We start from the raw sequence: 20,507 nt of genomic DNA on the forward strand, positions 1-20,507 counted from the left end.
TTAATCTGCCTGCCTCGCCCATGCCGGACGGGTGCGCGGCGGACTATCCGTCCTGCCGCGCGGCATCCGCCGCAGCGCGTTTCTTCTCGGTCAGACGAACCGAGACGATGGAAAGCTCGTAAAGGAGCAACGTCGGCACCGCAAGCGCGATCTGGCTGATGATGTCCGGCGGGGTCAGCACGGCCGCGACCGCGAACACGATGACGATGGCGTAGCGACGTTTCGACGTGAGGAAAGCGGAATCGATCACCCCCGCCCGTGCCAGCAGATTGAGAATCACAGGCAACTGGAAACAGATGCCGAAGGCCAGAATCAGCGTCGTGATCAGCGACAGGTACTCACTCACCTTGGGCAGGAGCTGGATAGCCGCCTGCCCGGCCTCCGCCACCTGCTGCTGGCCGAGCGAAAAGCGCATGACGATCGGCATCGCGATGAAGTACACCACCAGCGCGCCAAGCACGAAGAAGAACGGCGTGGCATAAAGATAAGGCAGGAAGGCCTGGCGCTCGTTCTTGTAGAGCCCCGGCGCGACGAACTTGTAGATCTGGATGGCGACCACCGGGAACGACAAGAACGCCGCGCCGAAGGCCGCGATCTTGATCTGGGTGAACAGGTATTCGAGCGGCGCCGTATAGATAAGACGCACGTCCGCCCCCTCGCCCGCCGCGAAAATATAGGGCCAGACCAGAATATTATAGATCTGCTTCGCGAAGGCAAACGACAGGAAGAACATCACGATGAAGGCCAGCATGGCCTTGATCAGGCGCGAGCGAAGCTCGATGAGATGATCGATGAGAGGCGCGCGGGATGCCTCGATCTCGTCTTCGTCTGAAGGATGGGCGTTCACGTCATCGCTCGCTCGGGTCACTTGCGTACTCATTGGCCGCCCTCGCTGCCGCCCGGCGGCGTCACGGGGGCAGACGGCCGCTGCTTCCGCCGCGCGGCGGAGCGGGCCGGAAGGGCGGAAAACTTCGTCGCCTTGTAAAGACGCGCCGTGCCGGACAACGGACGCGACAGCGGCCTCACCACCTCCTGCGGCGCCGCCACGATCACACGCCGCCCCTTCTTGTGGACGATGCGGGCAAGCGACGCCTCCGCGACAAGCGGCGGCCCGGCGGGCGCGGGAACCTCCGGCAGGGGCGCGGAAAACTCACCGGCGCGGGCGGCGGACGGGACCACCGACGCCGCGTCGAACCAGTCGGCATGGACGGGCGCTGGAGCGGGCACTTCTGTCTTCGTTTCCGCCTTCTGGAGCGCGTCGCGCAGCTCGTCGCGCACCTGCCGCAACGGATCGAACGCCGTGTTGACCTTGGTATCCATAGCGCGACTTGCGGTGCTCTTCACGTCCCGGACAGTGTCGCGGATTTCGTCTAGTTCCGCCTCGCGCATGGCGGCGTTGAACTGCGTCTGGAACTCGCCGGCCATGCGCCGCATCTTGCCGAATGCCTGCCCCACGGTGCGCAGGACACGCGGCAGCTCGCGCGGGCCGATGACGACAAGCGCGACGGCTCCCACCAGCAGAAGCTCGCTCCAACTCAGATCAAACATGCCGCGCTCTGTCGTCCCGACGCCGATGACAATTCCGGGATGTCACCTCGGAATATCCCTGCAACCAATTGCCGACGCTTGCACATCCGCCCGGTCGGGCGGAAGGCGGTTCAGCTCACCTTGTTTTCCTGGGGCGCCGCCTGGTTCGCCGTTTCCTGATGCGTCACGGGCTTCTGCGCCGCATCGGTGTCCGCAGCCGGCTTGTCGTCATCGGACAGGCCCTTCTTGAACGCCTTGATGCCCTTCGCGACATCACCCATCAGGTCGGAAATCTTGCCGCGTCCGCCGAAAAGGAGCAGCACGAGGCCACCGACGATGATCCAGTGCCAGATACTGCCAAATCCACCCATGCCAAATCCTCCCGCAACGAATCAAACACGCACGCCCGCCGCCGCTCTCGACGCATCATCGGTTTAACCTAGGTACGTCAGAAGGCGAAAACAAGATTTTCATCGCATCCCGCGATGCGGCGTTTCTTCCTAGGCGGACCGGCGGGGAAAAGCCGCCCGAAGGGAGTTGCGCGCCCTTGACACGGGCCTTGCGATGCTGCATGTCAATAACATGAATAGCCGGGTTTCCGGCTTTTTGCATTTTTTCGGACGCCCGCCGCGGCGTCACCTGACAGAGGTTACGCCATGGCCAAGGCCACCACGATCAAGATCAAGCTCGCTTCGACGGCAGGCACGGGTTACTTTTACGTGACGAAGAAGAATTCGCGCACGATGACCGACAAGCTGGCGATCAAGAAGTACGATCCCGTCGCGCGCAAGCACGTCGAGTTCAAAGAAACGAAGATCAAGTAAGGCTGCCGCTGAGGTAGTTTTGTACTTGCGCCGAATGCCCCCGCGATGCGCTCCGGGGGCGTTTTGCGTTTACGGTGTCGGCTTGCGGAACGGGGTTTCCCCTTCCAGATAGCACGCTTCCCGCTCCACCGCCGGGCGCTCCTGCGCCAGATAGTCCGCGACGGCGCGCCGCAGGGCCGGATCGGCGATATCGTGGCAGGAATGGGTCAGCACCGGCCGATAGCCACGCGCCAGTTTATGCTCGCCTTGCGCACCCGCCTCCACGCGCGCAAGTCCATTGGCGATGGCGAAATCGATCGCCTGATAATAGCAGACCTCGAAATGCAGGAACGGGTGTTCCTCGATCGCCCCCCAATGGCGGCCGAACAGCGTATTCTGCCCGATGAAGTTGATGGCGCCCGCAATGTAGCGCCCGGCACGCTTCGCCATGACGAGCAGCACCCTGTCCGCGAAGGTGCGGCCGATTTCGTCGTAGAAGGCGCGTGTCAGGTAGGGGCGGCCCCATTTGCGGTTGCCGGTGTCCTGATAGAAGGCGAAGAAGGCGTCCCAGTGCTCCTCGGCGATGTCGCTGCCGCGCAGGTGCTCGACGGTGATCCCCGGCGCCAGCGCCTCACGCCGCTCGCGCCGGATGGTCTTGCGCCTGCGTGACGCGAGGGCGGACAGAAAGTCCTCGAACGAGCCGAAGCCTTCGTTGAGCCAATGGTACTGGCAATCGATACGCGGCAGGAAACCTGCCTGCTCCAGCCGTTCCGAATCCGCATTCGTCGTAAAATTGACGTGGATGGACGACGCTCCGGCTTCTTTCCGCAGCGCGCGCAGGCCGCCGATCAGCGCGTCGCGCGCCTCTTCCTGCGCCGGACCGTCGCGTACCAGCAGGCGCGGCCCGGTCGCGGGCGTGAAGGGCACCGCGACGAGAAGCTTCGGATAGTAGCGCCCCCCTGCCCGCTCATAGACATCCGCCCAGGCGTGATCGAACACGTATTCGCCTTGAGAGTGGCCTTTCAGATAGCATGGCGCCGTGGCGGCGAGCTTGCCCGCATCGTCATGGACGGTCAGGTGCAGCGGCTGCCAGCCCGCGCGCGGCGCGGCGGAGCGCGATTCCTCCAGCGCGCGCAGGAAAGCGTGGCGGACGAAGGGGTTGTCGGCGTCTTCCCCCGGCGCGTGCCGCGCGCTGTCAAGCGCGCAGGCATCCCATTCTGCGGCGGGAATGGCAGCGATGGCTCCCGCGACGCCGATCTTCAAGGATGGAAGCCCTCGAAAATGATCTGGTCGGCGAACCGGGCCGCCGCCTCGCGGTCGTCGGGGCTGCGCACCGTCCACGTCAGCACCGGCAGGCCGAAATGGCGCGCCAGCGCGGGTGTCGTGTGCGGCAGGTCCTTCACATGCCAGGCGATAAAGTCCGGCCGGCTGCGGTCTATGTGGAGGAAGTTCGTCAGCTCGTGCCGCTGCTCGTCGGAAAGCTCCTGCCACTCGCCGTGCGTATAGGCGGCTTCCGCGACGACGCCGCGCGGGCGATCCGGGGCGAGCGCGCGCAGCGCCTCCACCACATCCGGATCGAACGACATCAGCGCCACCGGCTCGCTGCGCCGATTCACGATGTCGGCCGTGCGGCGCGTCAGCCGCAGGTCGCCGTCGAAGCGGCTCTTGATCTCGACGATCAGCGGCACGCGGCCGCCGATCAGGTCGAGATAGGCGTCAAGGGTGACGATACGGTCGGTCGAGCCCTTGTAGGAGAGCGCGGCGAGTTCCGCTACGCTCAGGTCGTCGACGCGCCCCTGCCCGGTCGTCAGCCTGTCGAGCGTGAAGTCATGGAACACGACGGCCTCGCCATCGGCGGAGAGCTGCACGTCGCATTCGATGGCGAAACCCGCCCGCGCCGCCACCTGCCCGGCCGTGGGCGTGTTCTCGACCACGCCGAGCGCGGCATCGTGCAAGCCGCGATGCGCGACCGGCCGGGCGGCGAGCCAATCGGCGGCGGAGGCGGGCGCGCTCATCAGGCGACCTCGATCAGGGCTTCGACCTCAACCGCCGCGCCCAGCGGCAGCTCCGCGACGCCGACGGTGGAGCGGGCGTGACGGCCCGCATCGCCCAGCACGGCGACGACGAGATCGGAGGCGCCGTTCATGACGGGCGCGATCGCGGTGAAGCCCGGCGCCGCGTTGATGAAGCCGCCGAGGCGCACGACGCGCACGATTCGCGACAGGTCGCCCACGGCAGCCTGCGCCTGGGCCAATACATTGATGGCGGCGAGGCGCGCGGCCTCGGCAGCCGTTTCCGGCGCCACGTCGCCGCCGACCTTGCCCTTGTGCGCCGGGTCGATGGTGCCATCGGCGCCCAGCGGCAACTGGCCGGAAATGACGAGCAGCGACCCCGACTGGACGAACGAGACATAATTGGCGACGGGGATCGCGGGTGTCGGCAGCGCGATGCCGAGTTCGGCGAGTTTCGTATCGATGGCGCTCATGGCTCGATCTCTCTCTGATTGGCGAACGGGAAAGGCATGCGGACCGGCGCGGCCCACCCCGATGTTTTGACGGATCGCGCCCGGCAACACAAGGGTAAACGGGGACGCAGCCGCAGGCCGCTCAGAGGGAGCCGGCCGGCGGCCCGGCCAGCCGCGTCTGCGCCTGCGCCACGGCCTCAGGTGCAATGCCGACATTGGCCGCGAAGGCGACCAGCAGGGTTTCGTCATTGGCGAGATAATCGAGCACCGCCGTGAGGAAACCGGGGTTCGACGCCGCGCCGCGAATCGTCTCCGGCCCAAGCCCGGTAATCGCGAGAAAGCGGCCAAGCCTCTCCGGCTCGCCGGCCAGAAACGCAAGCGCCGAGATGGCGAGCGCCTCGGGATCCTGCTGGGCGCCGGCATCTGAGCGCGCGGAGATCGAACGGGGCATGATGGAATTCCGCCTTTCATCAATGGGTTGTCGCCGTGCCGCGCGCCCGGGCGGGCAATGCGTCGGTGAGCGATCCGGTTACATCAAGCATAAGGCATGGAATCGGGAAACGGATACCGTTTTCCGATTCCATTTGATGCATGAACCGAAGAGACAGGCCGGACGGCAATTCGACAGCCGGGCCCCTGCCGCTCCGTCGTGCGGCCGCGCCTTCCCCGCCAGCGCCGAATCGCCGGTGGACGGCGCTGTTTCAGGCGCGGCGCGCTGCGCTTTTCTATTGGAAGAATCGGAAAACACGTCGAATATGCGACTATGCCGCGTGTTCTGGTGTTGTGAATCCGCCAGTGCGTACCGGCAGAATGGGGCGAGGTTGGGGCATGACCAGCACGGTGCTGATCGTCGAGGATAACGAGTTGAACATGAAGCTCTTCGGCGATCTGCTGGAGGCGCATGGCTATGCCACGCTCAAGGCCACGAACGGCCGCGAGGCCATGGAACTCGCGCGCGATCACAAGCCCGATCTCATCATCATGGACATCCAGCTGCCGGAAGTTTCCGGTATCGAGGTCACGCAATGGTTGAAGGCCGATGCGGAATTGCGCGCGATTCCCGTCATCGCCGTCACCGCCTTCGCCATGAAGGGCGACGAGGAGCGAATCCGCGCCAGTGGCTGCGAGGCCTATCTGTCGAAACCGATTTCGGTAGCGAAGTTTCTGGAAACGGTCCGCACCTATAGTCCGGCACCCTGATTCTCCTGCGTTTCCCGCGGTTCTGTCCATGGGCCGGCAAAGTTCTGCAGCTTAAAGATTTACACCTGATCCAGATCGTTTATAAGTAAGGCGTCAGTTTACCCTACGGAGTGCTCAGGTCCGCCGCATCTCCTGGGTCCGTGGGGTTGCTGGCCGGCGAGCGGCGTGTGCGGTTTCCGCCGCCGCTCCCGGCCAGCCTCTCTCCCTTTTCCGCCATCACGGTCCGCGCCCCGCGAGGGGCGAAAACGCGGTTTGCCCGTTGACGTTTGCGCGCCAAGTTGCGATGCCCAAGTTGCGATGCCTTTGCGTCGCAACATTCAGCATCGGAAATGTTGCAATGCCCCTGCATCGCGGCGCTTCCGCATCGAAATCGTCACAAGGGTGAGCGCGCCATGACCGTTTACGATCCCGACAACGTCTTCGCGAAGATCCTGCGCGGGGAGATTCCGGCCGCCAAGGTCTATGAGGATAACGACATCCTCGTCTTCATGGATGTGATGCCGCAGGGCGAGGGCCATACGCTCGTCGTCCCCAAGGCGCCGTCGCGCAACCTTCTCGACGCCGATCCGGAAACGGTCGCGGTGCTGTTCAAGGCGGTGCAGCGGGTCGCCCGCGCAGCCCGTGCGGCCTTCAGCGCCGACGGCGTTTTCGTCAGCCAGTTCAACGAGACGGCGAGCGGACAGACGGTCTTCCACCTCCATGTCCACATCATTCCCCGTTTCGAGGGTGTGCCGCTGCAGCGCCACGCATCAGGCGCTTTCGCCGACGCGGCGGTGCTGGCGGAGCACGCAGCCCGCATTCGCGCCGCGCTCGACGCCGACACGCAGGGGGCATGAGGCCCGTCGGCTCGTGGCGCGTCGGCTCTATGCGTTCGCGGTGACGAAACTGTAGAGCCGCGACACGGCCTCCCGGCAGTCCGCCTGCGAGCCGGCATAGGACAGCCGGATGAAGCGGCCGCCGTTGTCGGGGTCGAAATCGAGGCCGGGCGTTACCGCGACGCCCGCCTTCCGCAGGATAGCCCCGCTCAACGCGAGCGAATCGTCGGTCAGATGACTGACGTCGATGTACAGGTAAAACGCGCCATCGGCGGCCGGCCCCTTGCCGAGACCCATCTTCGGCAACTCGTTGAGGAACAGGTCGCGGTTGGCGGCATAGCCGGCCTTGATTGCCTCAAGCTCGTCTATGGCATCAAAGGCAGCTTCCGCCGCGACCTGGGACAAGTATGGCGGCGAGATGTAGAGGTTCTGCGCCAGCCGCTCCACACCGCGCACCAGCCGCTCCGGCAGCACGAGCCAGCCGATGCGCCATCCCGTCATGCAGTAGTATTTCGAGAACGAATTGACGATCACGGCCTCGTCGTCGAAGGCAAGCGCCGTCTCGGCCGCGACGCCGTACGTCAGCCCGTGATAGATTTCATCGGAGACGAACCAGAGGCCGAGCCGCCGGCACGCGCCCGCAAGCGCGGCGAGCGTTTCCCGTTTCATCGTGACGCCCGAGGGATTGGCCGGGCTCATGGCGAGCACACCCGCTAGCGGCGCTTCCGCATGCAGGCGCTCTACCGCCGCGCCGGTGATCGTCCAGCCGTTGGCGTCGTCGAGCGGCACCGGCACGGCCTCGATCCCCAGCGCGGCGAAGATGTTGCGATAGGCGGGATAGCCGGGCGCCGACACCGCAACACGCGCGCCGGGCTCGAACAGCGCGAGGAAGGCCAGCACGAAGCCCGCCGATGACCCGGTGGTGACGACGATGCGCGCGGGATCGACCGTGACGCCGTAAGTGTCCCTATAGTGCCTGCCGATGCGTTCCCTCAGCGCACCTCGCCCCAGCGCCTCCGTGTAGCTCACCCTGTCGCCGTCGAGCGCCCGTTTCGCCGCGTCACGGATGCGGCGCGGCGTCGGTGCGGAGGGTTCGCCGAGTTCCATATGGATAACGCTGCCGCCCGCCCGCTCGATCGCGCCCGCGGCCGACAGCACATCCATCGCGAGAAAGGACGCGACGCGGGCAAGCCGCGACGCCGCCCGCCGTTCCGTCGCGGCGGGTGCGACTCGTCCCGCGGGAGACGTCGGAGAAGTATCGTCAGGCATATCGGGTCATCCCCCTGACAGGAGGCTCCTTTAGACTTAGCCACTGTTAGTTGGCCAATGCTAGGCTTTGCCAATGTTCTCCGGTCTAGCGACACTGGCCGGGAATCAACTGTGCATGGCTTGCAGAAGACCACATGGCGACATGGAATGCCATCTTGCCATGGGGTGAGACTCGCCTTCACATGAGGCTTTCGAGGATCGAACGATGACGCCATCGCGTGATATAGCCCGCCTGCTGGAGATCATGGCCGCCCTGCGCACGCCTGGCACGGGCTGCCCGTGGGATCTCGAACAGGATTTCGCGACCATTGCCCCCTACACCATCGAGGAAGCCTACGAAGTGGCTGACGCCATCGCGCGCGGCGATTTCGACGACCTGCGCGAGGAGCTGGGCGACCTGCTGCTCCAGGTCGTCTTCCACGCCCGCATGGCGGAGGAACGGGGTGACTTCGCTTTCGGCGACGTGGTGCAGGCCATTACCGAAAAACTCATCCGCCGCCATCCCCATGTCTTCGGCGATGCGCGCGATCTGACGCCGGATCAGGTCAAGGTCCTGTGGGGAAACATCAAGGCCGCCGAAAAGAACGCACGCGCCCCGCGCAGCGGCGGCAGTCAGCTGGATGAAAGCCTGCTCGACGGCGTGCCCGCCAACATGCCCGCCCTGATGCGCGCCGAAAAGCTGCAACGCAAGGCCGCCCGCGTCGGCTTCGACTGGACGGACACCGCCGACGTGATCGCCAAGGTGCGCGAGGAACTCGCCGAGGTGGAGGAAGCCATCGCGCAGGATGAGGCCGCACCGGGCGGCCGCACTGCGGTGGCGGAGGAGATCGGCGATCTGCTGTTCGCCGTCGTCAACCTCGCCCGGCATCTGGGCATAGATCCGGAGGCAGCCGCGCGCGCCACCAACGAAAAGTTTATGTCACGCTTCAAATATATCGAAAAACACATTGATAAATATGGAAAAACGATATCCGAAGCAACACTCGGCGAAATGGAGGAACTGTGGCAGGAGGCGAAGGTCTCATCGCCATCCGCCACCTCCTGAGAGCGTTCGCGCGCGGGATACCGTTCGTGTATTATACCAAGGAATGCCGATAACAGACTACCATATCAGCGTATTTGCCGGGCACCACGGAAGCGGTTGAGCAGGCGCGGCTCCTTCTCCGGTGCGACGCGCACCACGATGGACAAGCGGCCGTTATCGTCCGTGCGCCGCTCCAGCACCTCGGTTTCCTCGTGAAGCCAGTTCGCGAGGCCGGCGTCCTCCGGTTCCAGGCTGACGAGAAAGACGCCGCGGCCACGCGCGATCCGGTCCTCGATGGTGGCGAGCAGCCGGTCGAGCCCCTCGCCCGTCAACGCGGAGACCAGCACCGGGCGCTGGTCCGCCGGGCGCCCTTCCGCCACGTTGAGCAGGCGCTGGCGCTCTCCCTCGTCGAGCAGGTCGGCCTTGTTCCACACCTCTATGATGCGCGCACCGCCGTCCGGGTCGATCCCGAGTTCGCGCAGGATGGCGTTGACGTCCGCCGCCTGCGACAGTGTGTCGGTATGGGAAACGTCGCGCACGTGCAGCAGCACGTCCGCCTCGATGACGTCCTCCAGCGTGGCGCGGAAGGCGGCGACCAGCATGGTCGGCAGGTCGGAGATGAAGCCGACCGTATCCGAGAGAATCGCCTTGCCGCCATGGGGCAGCGTGACCGACCGCGCCGTGGGATCGAGGGTGGCGAACAGCATGTCCTCCGCCATCACCTCGGCGGCGGACAGCCGGTTGAACAGCGACGACTTGCCCGCATTGGTATAGCCGACGAGCGCGACAACCGGATACGGCACCCGCCTGCGGCTGGCGCGGTGCAGGGAGCGCGTGCGCTTCACCGCTTCGAGGTCCTGCTCGATGCGCGTCATGCGCTCCTGGATGATGCGCCGGTCCGCCTCGATCTGCGTTTCACCGGGGCCGCCTAGGAAGCCGAAGCCGCCCCGCTGGCGCTCAAGGTGGGTCCACGAGCGCACGAGGCGGCTCTTCTGGTAGGAGAGATGCGCGAGTTCAACCTGCAGAGTGCCCTCGCGGGTGTGGGCCCGGCTACCGAAGATTTCGAGAATCAAGCCCGTCCGGTCGATGACCTTGACGCCCCACGCCCGTTCGAGGTTACGCTGCTGCACAGGCGAAAGCGCGCAATCCATCACCACGAGGCCGACATCGTCGTCCTTCACCGCTTGCGCGATCTCCTCCACGCGCCCCTTGCCCAGATAGGTCGCCGGGCGGACAGCGTCGAGGCCGACAACGATCGGCCGCACCACTTCTAGATCGATGGCGCGGGCAAGCCCGACCGCCTCATCGATTCGCGCCTGTGGATCGCGTACCGCAGCGAACTCGTCGGGCGTAGCGGGCACTGCTGCCGGCTTCGGTTTGCGGGTGCTATACGCGCCAACGACGAACGTGCGCGTGCCGCCGGCCGTAGGCCGCTGCTCGGTCAATGACATCGACAAAGAATACCGGAACGGCCGTTCACCCGGCCAGGACGACTGAGAAACTTATGCTCTCTCGCCAAGCTCTTCCGCCTGTTCGAACAATTGCACCGGCTGGCCGGGCATGATGGTGGAGATCGCATGCTTGTAGACGAGCTGCGAATGACCGTCCCTGCGCAGCAGAACACAGAAGTTGTCGAACCAGGTGACGACACCCTGCAGCTTCACGCCGTTGATGAGGAAGATCGTGAGCGGAACCTTGTTCTTACGGACGTGATTAAGGAAGGTGTCCTGAAGGTTTTGCGTGCGTTCGCCCGCCATTTTGTTGAGCCCTCGTGAGCCGATCGCCCGCTTTCCGGCAGGCGATATTGTTGTTGTTATTACCCGCCGCCCCGAGTGAAGCCGGAAGCGTGAAATACGAGTCTGTCTTCAATGTTGCATCACAACATGAAATGCGCAAGCGTCAACGTCGCCGGGGAGCGACATGGCAGACCGTCATCCCCCGAATACGTTGGCTTGGCGCCGGGCATTCGCCCGGCCCGTCAGTCGATGTCCTCCACATCCCCGCCGCCGCCGTAGACGCGCTGCGCCAGCGCGGCTTCGAGGAAGGAATCGATGTCGCCGTCAAGAATATCGGACGGCGTGCCGGACGTCACACCCGTGCGCAGGTCCTTGACGAGCTGGTAGGGTTGCAGCACGTAGGAACGGAGCTGATGGCCCCAGCCGATATCCGTCTTGCTGGCCGCTTCCGCGCTCGCCTTTTCCTCGCGCTTCTGCAACTCCAGCTCGTAGAGACGCGCGCGCAGCATGTTCCATGCCGTGGCGCGGTTCTTGTGCTGGGACCGCTCGGCCTGGCACGACACGACGATGCCGGTGGGAATGTGCGTGATACGCACGGCGGAGTCGGTCTTGTTGATGTGCTGGCCGCCCGCGCCGGAGGCGCGGAACGTATCCACGCGGCAGTCCGATTCCTTGATGTCCACCTGGATACGGTCGTCGACAACCGGGTAGACCCAGACCGAGGCGAAGCTCGTATGCCTGCGGGCGTTCGAGTCGAAGGGCGAGATGCGCACCAGCCGGTGCACGCCCGATTCGGTCTTCAGCCAGCCATAGGCGTTGTGGCCCTTGATCTGCAGGGTCGCGGACTTGATTCCCGCCTCCTCGCCGTCGGTGACTTCGAGCATCTCGACCTTGAAGCCCCGCCGGTCCGCCCAGCGCGAGTACATGCGCATGAGCATCAGCGCCCAGTCCTGGCTCTCGGTGCCGCCCGCGCCGGAGTGCACTTCGAGGAAGGTGTCGTTCTGATCCGCCTCGCCCGAAAGCAGCGTTTCCACCTGACGGCGCGCCGCATCGGCCGCAAGGGCGCGGATGGTTTCCTCGCCCTCCGTCACGATCTCCTGATCGCCCTCCGCCTCGCCGAGTTCGATAAGGTCGATGGCGTCGGCAAGGTCACGCTCGATGCGCAGCACGGTCGCCACTGCCTCGTCGAGGTCGGTGCGCTCGCGCATGATCTTCTGCGCCTTTTCCGCATCGTCCCACAGGTCGGGGGTTTCGGCCAGCGCGTTCAGCTCGGCAAGGCGTTTCTGTGCGACATCCCAGTCAAAGATGCCTCCTCAGCAGTCCCACGGACTGCTTGACGTTCTCGATGAGGTTTTCGATCTCTGCGCGCATGGCTTCCTGATAACGGCAAACGAACTGTCTGAAGAGAATGCGAACACGGGACATAACCGTCCCGTGGTGCAATGTAAATGGTGGCGTGTAAATGCGACGGCGTCAGTAGAGGCCGCCCGCGGCAAACCCGCCGGCCGGCGGTGCGGCCTGCGGCGGCGGAGCGGACGCTGCCGGCGCCTTCTGCGCGTTGCTGGAAACAACCGTGTCGGGCGGCGAGGTACCGGGCTTGAACGCCTCCAGGATGACGCCGTTGCCGCTGCCGGAAGTCCGCCTGCCAGTGGCCGCGTCAACGCGGATCAGCTTGATGCCCGCCGGCACGCGGAACGGCGTCGCAGGCTTGTCCTCCAGCGCGATCTTCATGAAGTCGCGGAACATCGGCGCGGCGTAGGTTGCCGCCTGCGCCTTGGCGCCGAGCGAGCGCGGACGGTCGTAACCCATGTAAACGCCCACTGCGAGATCGGGCGAAAAGCCGACGAACCACACGTCCTTGGCGTCGTTCGTCGTGCCGGTCTTGCCGGCGAGCGGCTTGCCGACCTCGGCGACGAGGCGCCCGGTCCCGCGCTCCACGACGCCCTCCAGCATCGAGACGATCTGGTAGGCGGTGAGCGGGTCGAGCACCTGCTCGCTGTTGTCGACGAGCGCGGGTTCGGCCTGGCCGTGCCAGCGGTCGGCGGCGCAGGTATCGCAGGTGCGCTGGTCGTGGCGGAACAGCGTCTTGCCCCAGCGATCCTGAATACGGTCGATCAGCGTCGGGCGGATGTGGCGGCCGCCGTTGACGAACATGGCATAGGCCGCCGTCAGACGCAGCACCGTCGTCTCACCCGCGCCGAGCGACATCGACAGCATCGCCGGCATGTCGTCCATGATGCCGAAGCGCTTGGTGTACTCGATGATCAGCGGCATGCCGATATCGCGCGCCAGACGCACGGTCATGAGATTCTTCGAGCGTTCGAGGCCGTATCGCAGCGTGCGCGGGCCGGCGAAGCGCTTCTCGTAGTTTTCCGGACGCCAGATGCCGATGCCCGGCCCCTGATCGATCTCGATGGGGCCGTCGACCACGATGCTCGACGGCGTATAGCCATTGTCGATTGCCGTCGCATAGACGAAGGGCTTGTAGGCCGAGCCCGGCTGCCGAAGTGCCTGGATGGCGCGGTTGAACTCGCTCTGGTCGAAGGAGAAGCCGCCGACCATGGCGAAAACGCGCCCTGTCGCCGGGTCCAGCGCCACGATGGCGCCGGAAATCTCCGGCAGTTGCCGCAAGCGGTAGCTGTTCTGCCGCCCAGCGATGGGCTCGACATAAACGAGTTCCCCCACCGACAGCACCTGCCCGAGGCGCCGGCGCGTCCAGCGCACGCCCTCGGCCGTGATCACGCCCGTGCGCCGCTCGGAATCCACCCGCCCGCCCGGATCGACCCCAGGCTGCAGCCCGATGCGCGCGTTCTGGCTGTCGACGGCAAGCACCACGGCGAGTTCCCACGGCCTGACGTCCCCGAGCCGGGGCTTCCTGGCGAGCGCCTCGCCCCAGTCCCCGTCAAGGTCGATCCTGTCGTCCGCACCGCGCCAGCCGCGCACCTCGTCATAGCGCACGAGCCCGTCCGTCAGCACCTTGCGGGCGGTAGCCTGCAGCTTGGGATCGAGCGTGGTACGCACCGACAGGCCGCCCTCGTAGAGTTCCTTCTCACCGTAGCGTTCGGCGAGCTGACGGCGGACCTCCTCCGCGAAATAACCCGCGACGTACGTATTGGGCGAGAGCGCACGCGGCGTCGGCTTGAGGAGCGTCGCCTTGGCGGCAGCCGCGTCGGCGGCGGTGATGTAGCCGTTCTCGGCCATCCGGTCGAGCACCCAGTTGCGGCGGTCGACGGCCGCCTGGTTGCGCGTGTAGGGGTTGTAATTGTTCGGCCCCTTGGGCAGCGCGGCGAGATAGGCGACTTCCGGCAGCGTGAGTTCGTTGACGGACTTGTTGAAATAGTTCAGCGCGGCGGCGGCAATACCGTAGTTGCCCATGCCGAGATATATCTCGTTGAGATAAAGCTCAAGGATCCTGTCCTTCGAGTAGACGCTCTCCATGCGCTGGGCGACCAGTATCTCGCGAATCTTGCGGTCGTAGCTGCGCTCGCTGCTCAACAGGAAGTTCTTCGCCACCTGCTGGGTTATGGTGGAAGCGCCTTGCGGGCGCCCTCCGCTGCGCAGGTTCGAGACAAACGCGCGCACGATGCCTTCCGGATCGACACCAGCGTGCTTGTAGAAGCTCTTGTCCTCAGCCGAAAGGAAGGCGTCGATCAGCAGCTTCGGCGTCGCGGAAATGGGAAGGTACAGCCGGCGCTCGCGCGAGTACTCGGCGAGCAGGCTGCCGTCCCCCGCGTGCACGCGCGTCGTGACGGGCGGCTGGTAGTTGGCCAGTTGCGAATAGTCGGGCAGGTCCTGGGAGTACTTCCAGATGAAAAAGCCGACGACCGCCGCGCCGCCCACGAACAGCAGCGCGAGGGCGGCAAACGCAAACCCGACGAACCGAAGCAGAAATCTCATATGTAAGGCCTGTCGCCCAAATCAGGAAAACGATCCTGGAAAACCGCACCACCACCGTCCGGCCCTAGCCGGAAACACACGTTGTCTTTAATATATGCCTTTATCATGAAGATGCAGTTCAGGAAAACACCCGTTCCGGGGCATTTGAAGGTTATGTGTCTTTACGGCATCGACAGCAGGTGCCCCGGACGCGCTCAGCCCTTGTCCCGCCCCTGTTCGGCGATGCGCCGGGCGAAGAAGCGGTCGATGGCCGAGACCAGCGCGCTGACCGTCTTTTCCTGCCAGGCGTCGGAGGTGAGCAACGCCACGTCCTGCTCGCTCGACAGATAGCCGAGTTCCAGCAGGACCGAAGGCACATCAGGCGCTTTCAGCACATGGAAACCCGCCGACCGCTGCGGATTGCGGTTGAGACGCACCTGCGCGCGCAGCGTCTCGATCGTGCGCTCGGCGAAGATGTGGGAGAGTGTCTGCGTCTCGCGCCGGGTCAGTTCGGCGAGAATGCCGACGACGTCGTCGGCCTCCTCCGCAACCTCGACGCCAGCGATCTGGTCGGCGAGGTTTTCCTTCGCCGCGAGTTGCGCCGATTCAGCGTCCGTCGGAATGCTGGAGCTGGTGTAGACGGTCGCCCCACGCACGCTGTCGTTACCGCCGCCGCCGAGCGAATCAGCGTGGACGGAGATGAACAGGTCCGCTCCGGCCTCACGTGCGATCCGCACGCGCCCGCGCAGCGAGACGAAGCTGTCGTCGCTGCGGGTGAGCTGCACGCGGTAGCGCCCGCCCGTGCGGATCTTGTCCTGCAGGCGTTGCGCGAAGGCCAGCACAAGATCCTTTTCCTGAACGCCCTTGCGGATGGCGCCGGGATCGACGCCACCGTGCCCGGGATCGATCATGATGAGGGGGCGATCGTCGCGCCGATCGGCCGACGCATCCGCCCCTGCCGACGCACGCGCGGCCGCCGCGCGCGCGTTCTCCGCCGCCGAGAGAGCCGCCGCCGCCTCGACCATCGGCTGCATCGCCGCGCGGCTGTAGGCGGCACGGTCCGCGCGGGACAATTCGATGGTAAGCGTCGCTCCCTTGGCAACCGGTTCGCTGACGACCTGCGTCACCAGCGCCGGCTCCTTGAGATCGATCACGATGCGCGAACGCCCCTGCGCGAACAGCCCGTAGCGGAAGGATGCCACGAGACCCGCAGCCTTCCTGCGTCCGTCGGCGTGCGAATCACCCGGCATGCTGAACGCGACCTGCGGCAGGTCGATGATGACGCGGTCCGGCCGCTCCAGCAGGAACGCCCGCGCCTCCACGGGCGCAGACAGGGTCAGCACGATCCGCGATTTCTCCCGGTTTCCCGAGAGGTCAATGGCGACTGCCCGGATCACCTCGCCGGACGGCCGATCCTGCGCGCCGGCTGCGCCGACGGAGAGGCCCGCCGGCACGAACAGGGCAAGCGCGAGAAGGCAGGCGCGAAGCGCGTGCAGGCAGAACGCGCCAACGCCGGGTGTGCACGGGCGAGACTTGCACGCCGGGATGTCGATGCCGTGCCGGGATTCCATACGCTGCCGCTCTTCACGTTAGCTGCTGTTCGGGCCATTCGCTTTCGACAGCATAATGGGAGGATGGTTAATCTCTTTTTACCGCACCGCAATCAACATTTCGTGTGACGCATGTCACACCCGGCAGCAATACGCATCCCGCCGATGCATGACACGGATGCCGAACATAATTGACCCATGTCACGCATAACGCTTGCCAAATGGCAATTCCGTTCTGTAATGAAGATGATCCGGTTTCGGCATCGTCATGCGTCGTTCCCCCCATAGGGCGAACGCAGCGACAGCCAGCACCCTCGCCTGCCCGCCCCGCCAACGCGGTGGCCCATGCGCGAAAATTCTTGTGCGGCCGTCGTTTGACGACCGTCGTGGCCTGGATCAGCGGAGTCCGTGATTCGTCGCATGGGCGCGAGAGGTTTTGCCTCGTCGCGCCGTGCCGCGGTCCTCGCCGGCCGACGGGTGCGATCCGTCAATCCCGGCGCTCCATCGCGTCGCCTCGCGGCGGCGGCCGTTGTCCCGATCGTATAGCGGCGGGGGCGGACGCTGCCTGAAAAGGTTGTATTGGATATTGTCCGCTGCCGGGTTTCCCGGGCGGGCGCACGTTTTTGGAACAGGCTTTGATCGACAGGCTTGAGATTGCACCGCGGAACCTGTGTCGCCGGCATGCGGGCTGCACGGTTTTTTCTGCGGCACAGCCGTCGTCGATGTCCCTGCCGCCTCGCCCGTCGATCGTGCGTCCCCAAGCCGGTCCCGTGCGGGTTTTCCGCGCCGCCCATGCTTTCGCTGAAGGCATGGACCGTGCCGGTCAACCGGGTTTCGGGCGATTTCCCCGCTCCATCATTCCTATTCGCCCTGCGCGCCGGCGTTGTTCCGGCGCTTCTGCGCTCCAGCGACATGCAACCCGTGGAACGCGGCCGGCCTTCTGGCGTGGCTGCGTCTCCGGCGGTCCGCCGACGGCCGTTGCTGCGTTCGGCTGCGGGCGCCCTTTCGAGAGTTCAACATGGCTAACAAGATGCTTATCGATGCCTCGCACCCGGAGGAAACCCGGGTTGTCGTGGTCCGTGGAAACAAGGTAGAAGAGTTCGATTTCGAGTCCGCCAATCGTAAACAGCTGCGCGGCAATATTTATCTCGCCAAGGTCACCCGTGTGGAGCCTTCGCTTCAGGCTGCGTTCGTCGAATACGGCGGCAACAGGCACGGGTTCCTCGCCTTCAGCGAAATCCATCCCGACTATTACCAGATTCCGGTTGCCGACCGTCAGGCGCTGCTCGACGAGGAGGCTCGCGCCGAGCGCGACCTCGACCGCGACGACGAGCGCTCCGGGGGCCGCAGCCGCCGCGGTGGGGCGAAACACGCCGACGAGGGCGCCTCCGTCACCGCCGACGACGAGAACGGCGGTCGGGACGAGGGCGACGCCGAGACGGACGGGAATAACGACAACAACGGCAACGGTGACGAAGACCACGTCGAGCACGTCGGCGGTGCTTCCGACGCGCTGGAGGAGGTGTCGGACCGCCGCCAGCGTCCGCTGCGCCGTCAATACAAGATCCAGGAGGTCATCAAGCGCCGCCAGGTGCTGCTGATCCAGGTCGTGAAGGAGGAGCGCGGCAACAAGGGCGCGGCGCTGACGACCTACCTGTCGCTGGCCGGCCGCTACTCCGTGCTGATGCCCAACACCGCGCGCGGCGGCGGCATCTCCCGCAAGATCACGAATATCCCGGACCGCAAGCGCCTCAAGGCCATCGCGCAGGAACTTGAGGTGCCGGATGGCATGGGCGTAATCGTGCGCACGGCCGGCGCCGCGCGCACCAAGGCCGAGATCCGGCGCGATTTCGAGTATCTGCTGCGCCTGTGGGAGAGCGTGCGCGAGTTGACGCTGCGGTCGAGCGCGCCCGCGCTGGTCTACGAGGAAGGTTCGCTGATCAAGCGCGCCATCCGCGACCTTTACAACAAGGACATCGACGAAATTCTGGTGGCCGGGGACGACGGCTATCGCGAGGCCAAGGACTTCATGCGCATGCTCATGCCGAGCCATGCGAAGGCCGTGCAGCCGTACAAGGACATCCAGCCGCTGTTCGCCCGCCACGGCGTCGAGGGTCAGCTCGATGCCATGTTCTCCAGCCAGGTGACACTGAAATCCGGCGGCTACATCGTCATCAACCCGACCGAGGCGCTCGTCTCGATCGACGTCAACTCCGGTCGTTCGACGCGCGAGCACAACATCGAGGACACCGCGTATCGCACCAATCTGGAGGCGGCGGAGGAAGTTGCGCGCCAGTTGCGCCTGCGTGACCTTGCCGGGCTCATCGTCATCGACTTCATCGACATGGAGGACAGGCGCAACGTCCGCAATGTCGAGAAGAAGCTCAAGGACTGCCTGAAGAATGACCGGGCGCGCATCCAGGTGGGGCGGATTTCCGCCTTCGGCCTGCTGGAGATGTCGCGCCAGCGCATCCGCACGGGCGTGCTGGAAAGCTCGTCGGTGCCCTGCCCCCACTGCGCCGGCACCGGTTTCGTGCGCGCGACGCCCTCCATCGCGCTGCATATCCTGCGCGCCATCGAAGAAGCGCTGATCAAGAACGCCGGCTACGACATCGAGGTACGGACACGCACCGAGGTCGCGCTCTACGTGCTCAACCAGAAGCGCCTCCACCTGCGTGAGTTTGAGACCCGCTTCGGCGTGGCCATCTCGATTCTGGCCGACGACGTCAACTTCACCGGCGTCAACTACTACGCGCTGGAGCGCGGCGAGGCTGTCATCCGTCCCGAGCCGCAGGGCGAGCCCGCTGCGGTGCAGGCGCGTCCGGTGGCCGAGCCCGCCGGCCGGTGGAACGAAGCGGTCGAGAGCCCGCATGAGGAGCCGGAGGTGTCCGACAGCGATGCGGATATCCCCCCCGGCGAGAACGAGAGCGATGGTGACGACGAGACAGAAACGGCCGACGAGAAGCTGACGCAGGAGGCTTCCGGGGCCGAGGGCGAAGCCGGAAACCGGCGTCGGCGCCGTCGGCGCCGCCGGCGTGGCGGACGCGGCGGCGAGGAAGGCGGACAGACTGCTGGCGGGGCCGAGCAGGATACGTCCGCGCAGGATGATTCCTTCGCGGAGGATGAGGGCGATGAGGCGGTCGCGCAGATAGAGCCGCTGGCGGAAGAAGTTCCGGCTGAGGCGCTCCGCGTCGAAGATGAGGAGACGATTGCTGCCCCGGCCCTTCCGGTGCCGTCTGCCGAGACGGAGGCGGAAGCCGAGACGACGGTTGATGCAACGGCCGGCGAAGCAGAGGACGTGGAAGGCGACGAGCCCGCGTCGCCTGAGGAAGCGCCGTTTCCGCAGCATGAGGCGGATGACGCCGCGCCCGTCCCTGCGCCTGCTGTCGAGGGCAATGGTCACGACCCGGCTGAGTCTGTTACGCCGGAAACGGAAGCCGACGCGGCGGAAGCTTCGGAGGCAGCGCCGTCCGATGACGACACAAGGCCGAAACGGTCGGGCTGGTGGTCGCGGCGGTAAGCGCGCAGCTTGCCGAAACAGAAATCCCGACAGGCGATTGCCTGTCGGGACGATTGCAGGTTTACACCGCCATACGGCTCGGCAGCCGCCGCGCGAACTCCCCGGTGCACTGCCGAATGCCAGCGCCATATCCCGCGCCGCCATGTTACATTTATCGATATCTGTCGCCTGTTACGCGATCCTGCGGGCATGCCCAACAGAAATGCCTCGCGGCGAGGCACGATCTGCTCCCGTAATTACGGAAGTTATACAGTCATGCGGTTCGAGAGCGTGTGAACGGCGGGATTTGCCCGCACGCTCACCGCTCGCGATCAATGTTCTGAAGAAAGGCCGAAATCGGCTCCTCCAGTTCAGAATATACCTGCTGACCAACGACCCAGCCGATCACGACGATCAACGGCAGGATGACCCATGCGGCGACTTCCTCGAAGTGCCGGCGCCGCCGCGCCCGATCGCGTCTGCGTTCAAACCAGGTCGACATGAAAACTCAACTCCGTGGCAGAGGAACCTTGGGGACGATGCTGACAGGCGTTGATACCTTCGCACCTGCCTTCTTGTCTCCTGCTTTTTTCTCCTCCGCCTCGACAGTCTTGCGGGAGCGGCGCGGCCTGGCGGCGCCGGACTTGGAAGGAGCGTCCGTCCCGGATTTCGGCGTGGAACTGCCGGCGCGCTGACCTTCCGCCGCACCCGCGCCATCCTTGTCCGGATCGTCCGGCCCACCAT

The 20,507-nt window shown here is 65.4% G+C and carries 19 protein-coding genes; 5 read left to right on the forward strand and 14 right to left on the reverse strand.

All coding sequences use genetic code 11. The features are described 5' to 3' along the window. Positions 1 to 43 precede the first annotated feature (43 nt). The 3 genes from tatC to ACFFJ7_RS12365 all read right to left on the reverse strand — a co-directional run bounded on the left by tatC (position 44) and on the right by ACFFJ7_RS12365 (position 1,898). A complete protein-coding gene (gene tatC, locus ACFFJ7_RS12355; protein ID WP_166950759.1) occupies positions 44 to 880 on the reverse strand; it encodes a twin-arginine translocase subunit TatC in 837 nt (278 codons plus the stop codon). After that, a complete protein-coding gene (tatB, locus tag ACFFJ7_RS12360; RefSeq protein WP_377592675.1) occupies positions 877 to 1,548 on the reverse strand; it encodes a Sec-independent protein translocase protein TatB in 672 nt (223 codons plus the stop codon). The genes tatC and tatB overlap by 4 nt, the downstream gene beginning before the upstream one ends. 110 nt (positions 1,549 to 1,658) lie before the next feature. Then, positions 1,659 to 1,898, reverse strand: coding sequence for a twin-arginine translocase TatA/TatE family subunit (locus tag ACFFJ7_RS12365; RefSeq protein ID WP_377592677.1), 240 nt, complete (start codon positions 1,896 to 1,898; stop codon positions 1,659 to 1,661). A gap of 285 nt (positions 1,899 to 2,183) precedes the next feature. Between ACFFJ7_RS12365 and rpmG the strand changes: the two genes are divergently transcribed. Continuing rightward, a complete protein-coding gene (rpmG, locus tag ACFFJ7_RS12370; RefSeq protein WP_166950755.1) occupies positions 2,184 to 2,351 on the forward strand; it encodes a 50S ribosomal protein L33 in 168 nt (55 codons plus the stop codon). Between the two features lie 69 nt (positions 2,352 to 2,420). On the opposite strand, the gene ACFFJ7_RS12375 is transcribed toward rpmG, so the two are convergent. The 4 genes from ACFFJ7_RS12375 to ACFFJ7_RS12390 form a co-directional block, all read right to left on the reverse strand. Continuing rightward, positions 2,421 to 3,593: a GNAT family N-acetyltransferase gene (locus tag ACFFJ7_RS12375; RefSeq protein ID WP_377592680.1), complete on the reverse strand. Its 1,173-nt coding sequence runs from the start codon at positions 3,591 to 3,593 to the stop codon at positions 2,421 to 2,423. Continuing rightward, positions 3,590 to 4,345 (reverse strand): glycerophosphodiester phosphodiesterase family protein, encoded by a 756-nt coding sequence (locus tag ACFFJ7_RS12380; protein ID WP_377592682.1) that lies wholly within the window; start codon positions 4,343 to 4,345, stop codon positions 3,590 to 3,592. Before ACFFJ7_RS12380 ends, ACFFJ7_RS12375 begins: the two co-directional genes overlap by 4 nt. Further along, a complete protein-coding gene (locus ACFFJ7_RS12385) occupies positions 4,345 to 4,815 on the reverse strand; it encodes a RidA family protein (protein WP_166950751.1) in 471 nt (156 codons plus the stop codon). The genes ACFFJ7_RS12380 and ACFFJ7_RS12385 overlap by 1 nt, the downstream gene beginning before the upstream one ends. 121 nt (positions 4,816 to 4,936) lie before the next feature. Further along, the gene (locus tag ACFFJ7_RS12390; protein ID WP_377592686.1) at positions 4,937 to 5,245 is read right to left on the reverse strand and encodes a DUF3572 domain-containing protein; all 309 of its coding nucleotides are present in this window, start codon (positions 5,243 to 5,245) and stop codon (positions 4,937 to 4,939) included. A 377-nt stretch (positions 5,246 to 5,622) separates the two neighbouring features. Here ACFFJ7_RS12390 and ACFFJ7_RS12395 point away from each other — a divergent pair, with 377 nt between their 5' ends. Beyond that, positions 5,623 to 5,994, forward strand: a complete 372-nt coding sequence (locus ACFFJ7_RS12395; RefSeq protein ID WP_166950747.1) for a response regulator — start codon at positions 5,623 to 5,625, stop codon at positions 5,992 to 5,994. Between the two features lie 392 nt (positions 5,995 to 6,386). Next, the gene (locus ACFFJ7_RS12400; RefSeq protein WP_377592690.1) at positions 6,387 to 6,830 is read left to right on the forward strand and encodes an HIT family protein; all 444 of its coding nucleotides are present in this window, start codon (positions 6,387 to 6,389) and stop codon (positions 6,828 to 6,830) included. A 27-nt stretch (positions 6,831 to 6,857) separates the two neighbouring features. Here ACFFJ7_RS12400 and ACFFJ7_RS12405 read toward each other — a convergent pair whose 3' ends face one another. Then, a complete protein-coding gene (locus ACFFJ7_RS12405) occupies positions 6,858 to 7,973 on the reverse strand; it encodes a pyridoxal phosphate-dependent aminotransferase (RefSeq protein WP_377593027.1) in 1,116 nt (371 codons plus the stop codon). 310 nt (positions 7,974 to 8,283) lie between these two features. On the opposite strand from ACFFJ7_RS12405, the gene mazG reads away from it, so the two are divergent. Further along, the gene (mazG, locus tag ACFFJ7_RS12410) at positions 8,284 to 9,123 is read left to right on the forward strand and encodes a nucleoside triphosphate pyrophosphohydrolase (protein WP_377592692.1); all 840 of its coding nucleotides are present in this window, start codon (positions 8,284 to 8,286) and stop codon (positions 9,121 to 9,123) included. 65 nt (positions 9,124 to 9,188) lie between these two features. Here the strand turns inward: mazG and hflX are convergent, their stop codons facing one another. From hflX to ACFFJ7_RS12435, 5 genes are all read right to left on the reverse strand, one after another. Further along, positions 9,189 to 10,553 (reverse strand): GTPase HflX, encoded by a 1,365-nt coding sequence (gene hflX / locus ACFFJ7_RS12415; protein WP_377592695.1) that lies wholly within the window; start codon positions 10,551 to 10,553, stop codon positions 9,189 to 9,191. A gap of 51 nt (positions 10,554 to 10,604) precedes the next feature. Further along, positions 10,605 to 10,859: an RNA chaperone Hfq gene (gene hfq / locus ACFFJ7_RS12420; RefSeq protein ID WP_166950736.1), complete on the reverse strand. Its 255-nt coding sequence runs from the start codon at positions 10,857 to 10,859 to the stop codon at positions 10,605 to 10,607. 221 nt (positions 10,860 to 11,080) lie between these two features. After that, a protein-coding gene (prfB, locus tag ACFFJ7_RS12425) for a peptide chain release factor 2 (RefSeq protein WP_377592698.1) occupies positions 11,081 to 12,209 on the reverse strand; the annotation gives its coding sequence in 2 pieces (ribosomal slippage) (positions 11,081 to 12,139 and positions 12,141 to 12,209; 1,128 coding nt in all). 102 nt (positions 12,210 to 12,311) lie between these two features. Beyond that, complete coding sequence (locus ACFFJ7_RS12430; RefSeq protein ID WP_377592699.1) at positions 12,312 to 14,735, reverse strand: penicillin-binding protein 1A; 2,424 nt, start codon at positions 14,733 to 14,735, stop codon at positions 12,312 to 12,314. 194 nt (positions 14,736 to 14,929) lie between these two features. Further along, positions 14,930 to 16,285, reverse strand: coding sequence for an N-acetylmuramoyl-L-alanine amidase (locus tag ACFFJ7_RS12435; RefSeq protein ID WP_377592701.1), 1,356 nt, complete (start codon positions 16,283 to 16,285; stop codon positions 14,930 to 14,932). 997 nt (positions 16,286 to 17,282) lie between these two features. Between ACFFJ7_RS12435 and ACFFJ7_RS12440 the strand changes: the two genes are divergently transcribed. Next, a complete protein-coding gene (locus tag ACFFJ7_RS12440; protein WP_377592703.1) occupies positions 17,283 to 19,784 on the forward strand; it encodes an Rne/Rng family ribonuclease in 2,502 nt (833 codons plus the stop codon). 298 nt (positions 19,785 to 20,082) lie between these two features. Here ACFFJ7_RS12440 and ACFFJ7_RS12445 read toward each other — a convergent pair whose 3' ends face one another. After that, positions 20,083 to 20,265 carry a hypothetical protein gene (locus ACFFJ7_RS12445; RefSeq protein WP_166950726.1) on the reverse strand — a complete coding sequence of 61 codons (183 nt, stop codon included), beginning with the start codon at positions 20,263 to 20,265 and terminating at the stop codon, positions 20,083 to 20,085. Between the last annotated feature and the right edge of the window lie 242 nt (positions 20,266 to 20,507).

This window comes from Pseudochelatococcus lubricantis, assembly GCF_042432495.1.
Taxonomy (GTDB): Bacteria; Pseudomonadota; Alphaproteobacteria; order Rhizobiales; family Beijerinckiaceae; genus Pseudochelatococcus; species Pseudochelatococcus lubricantis.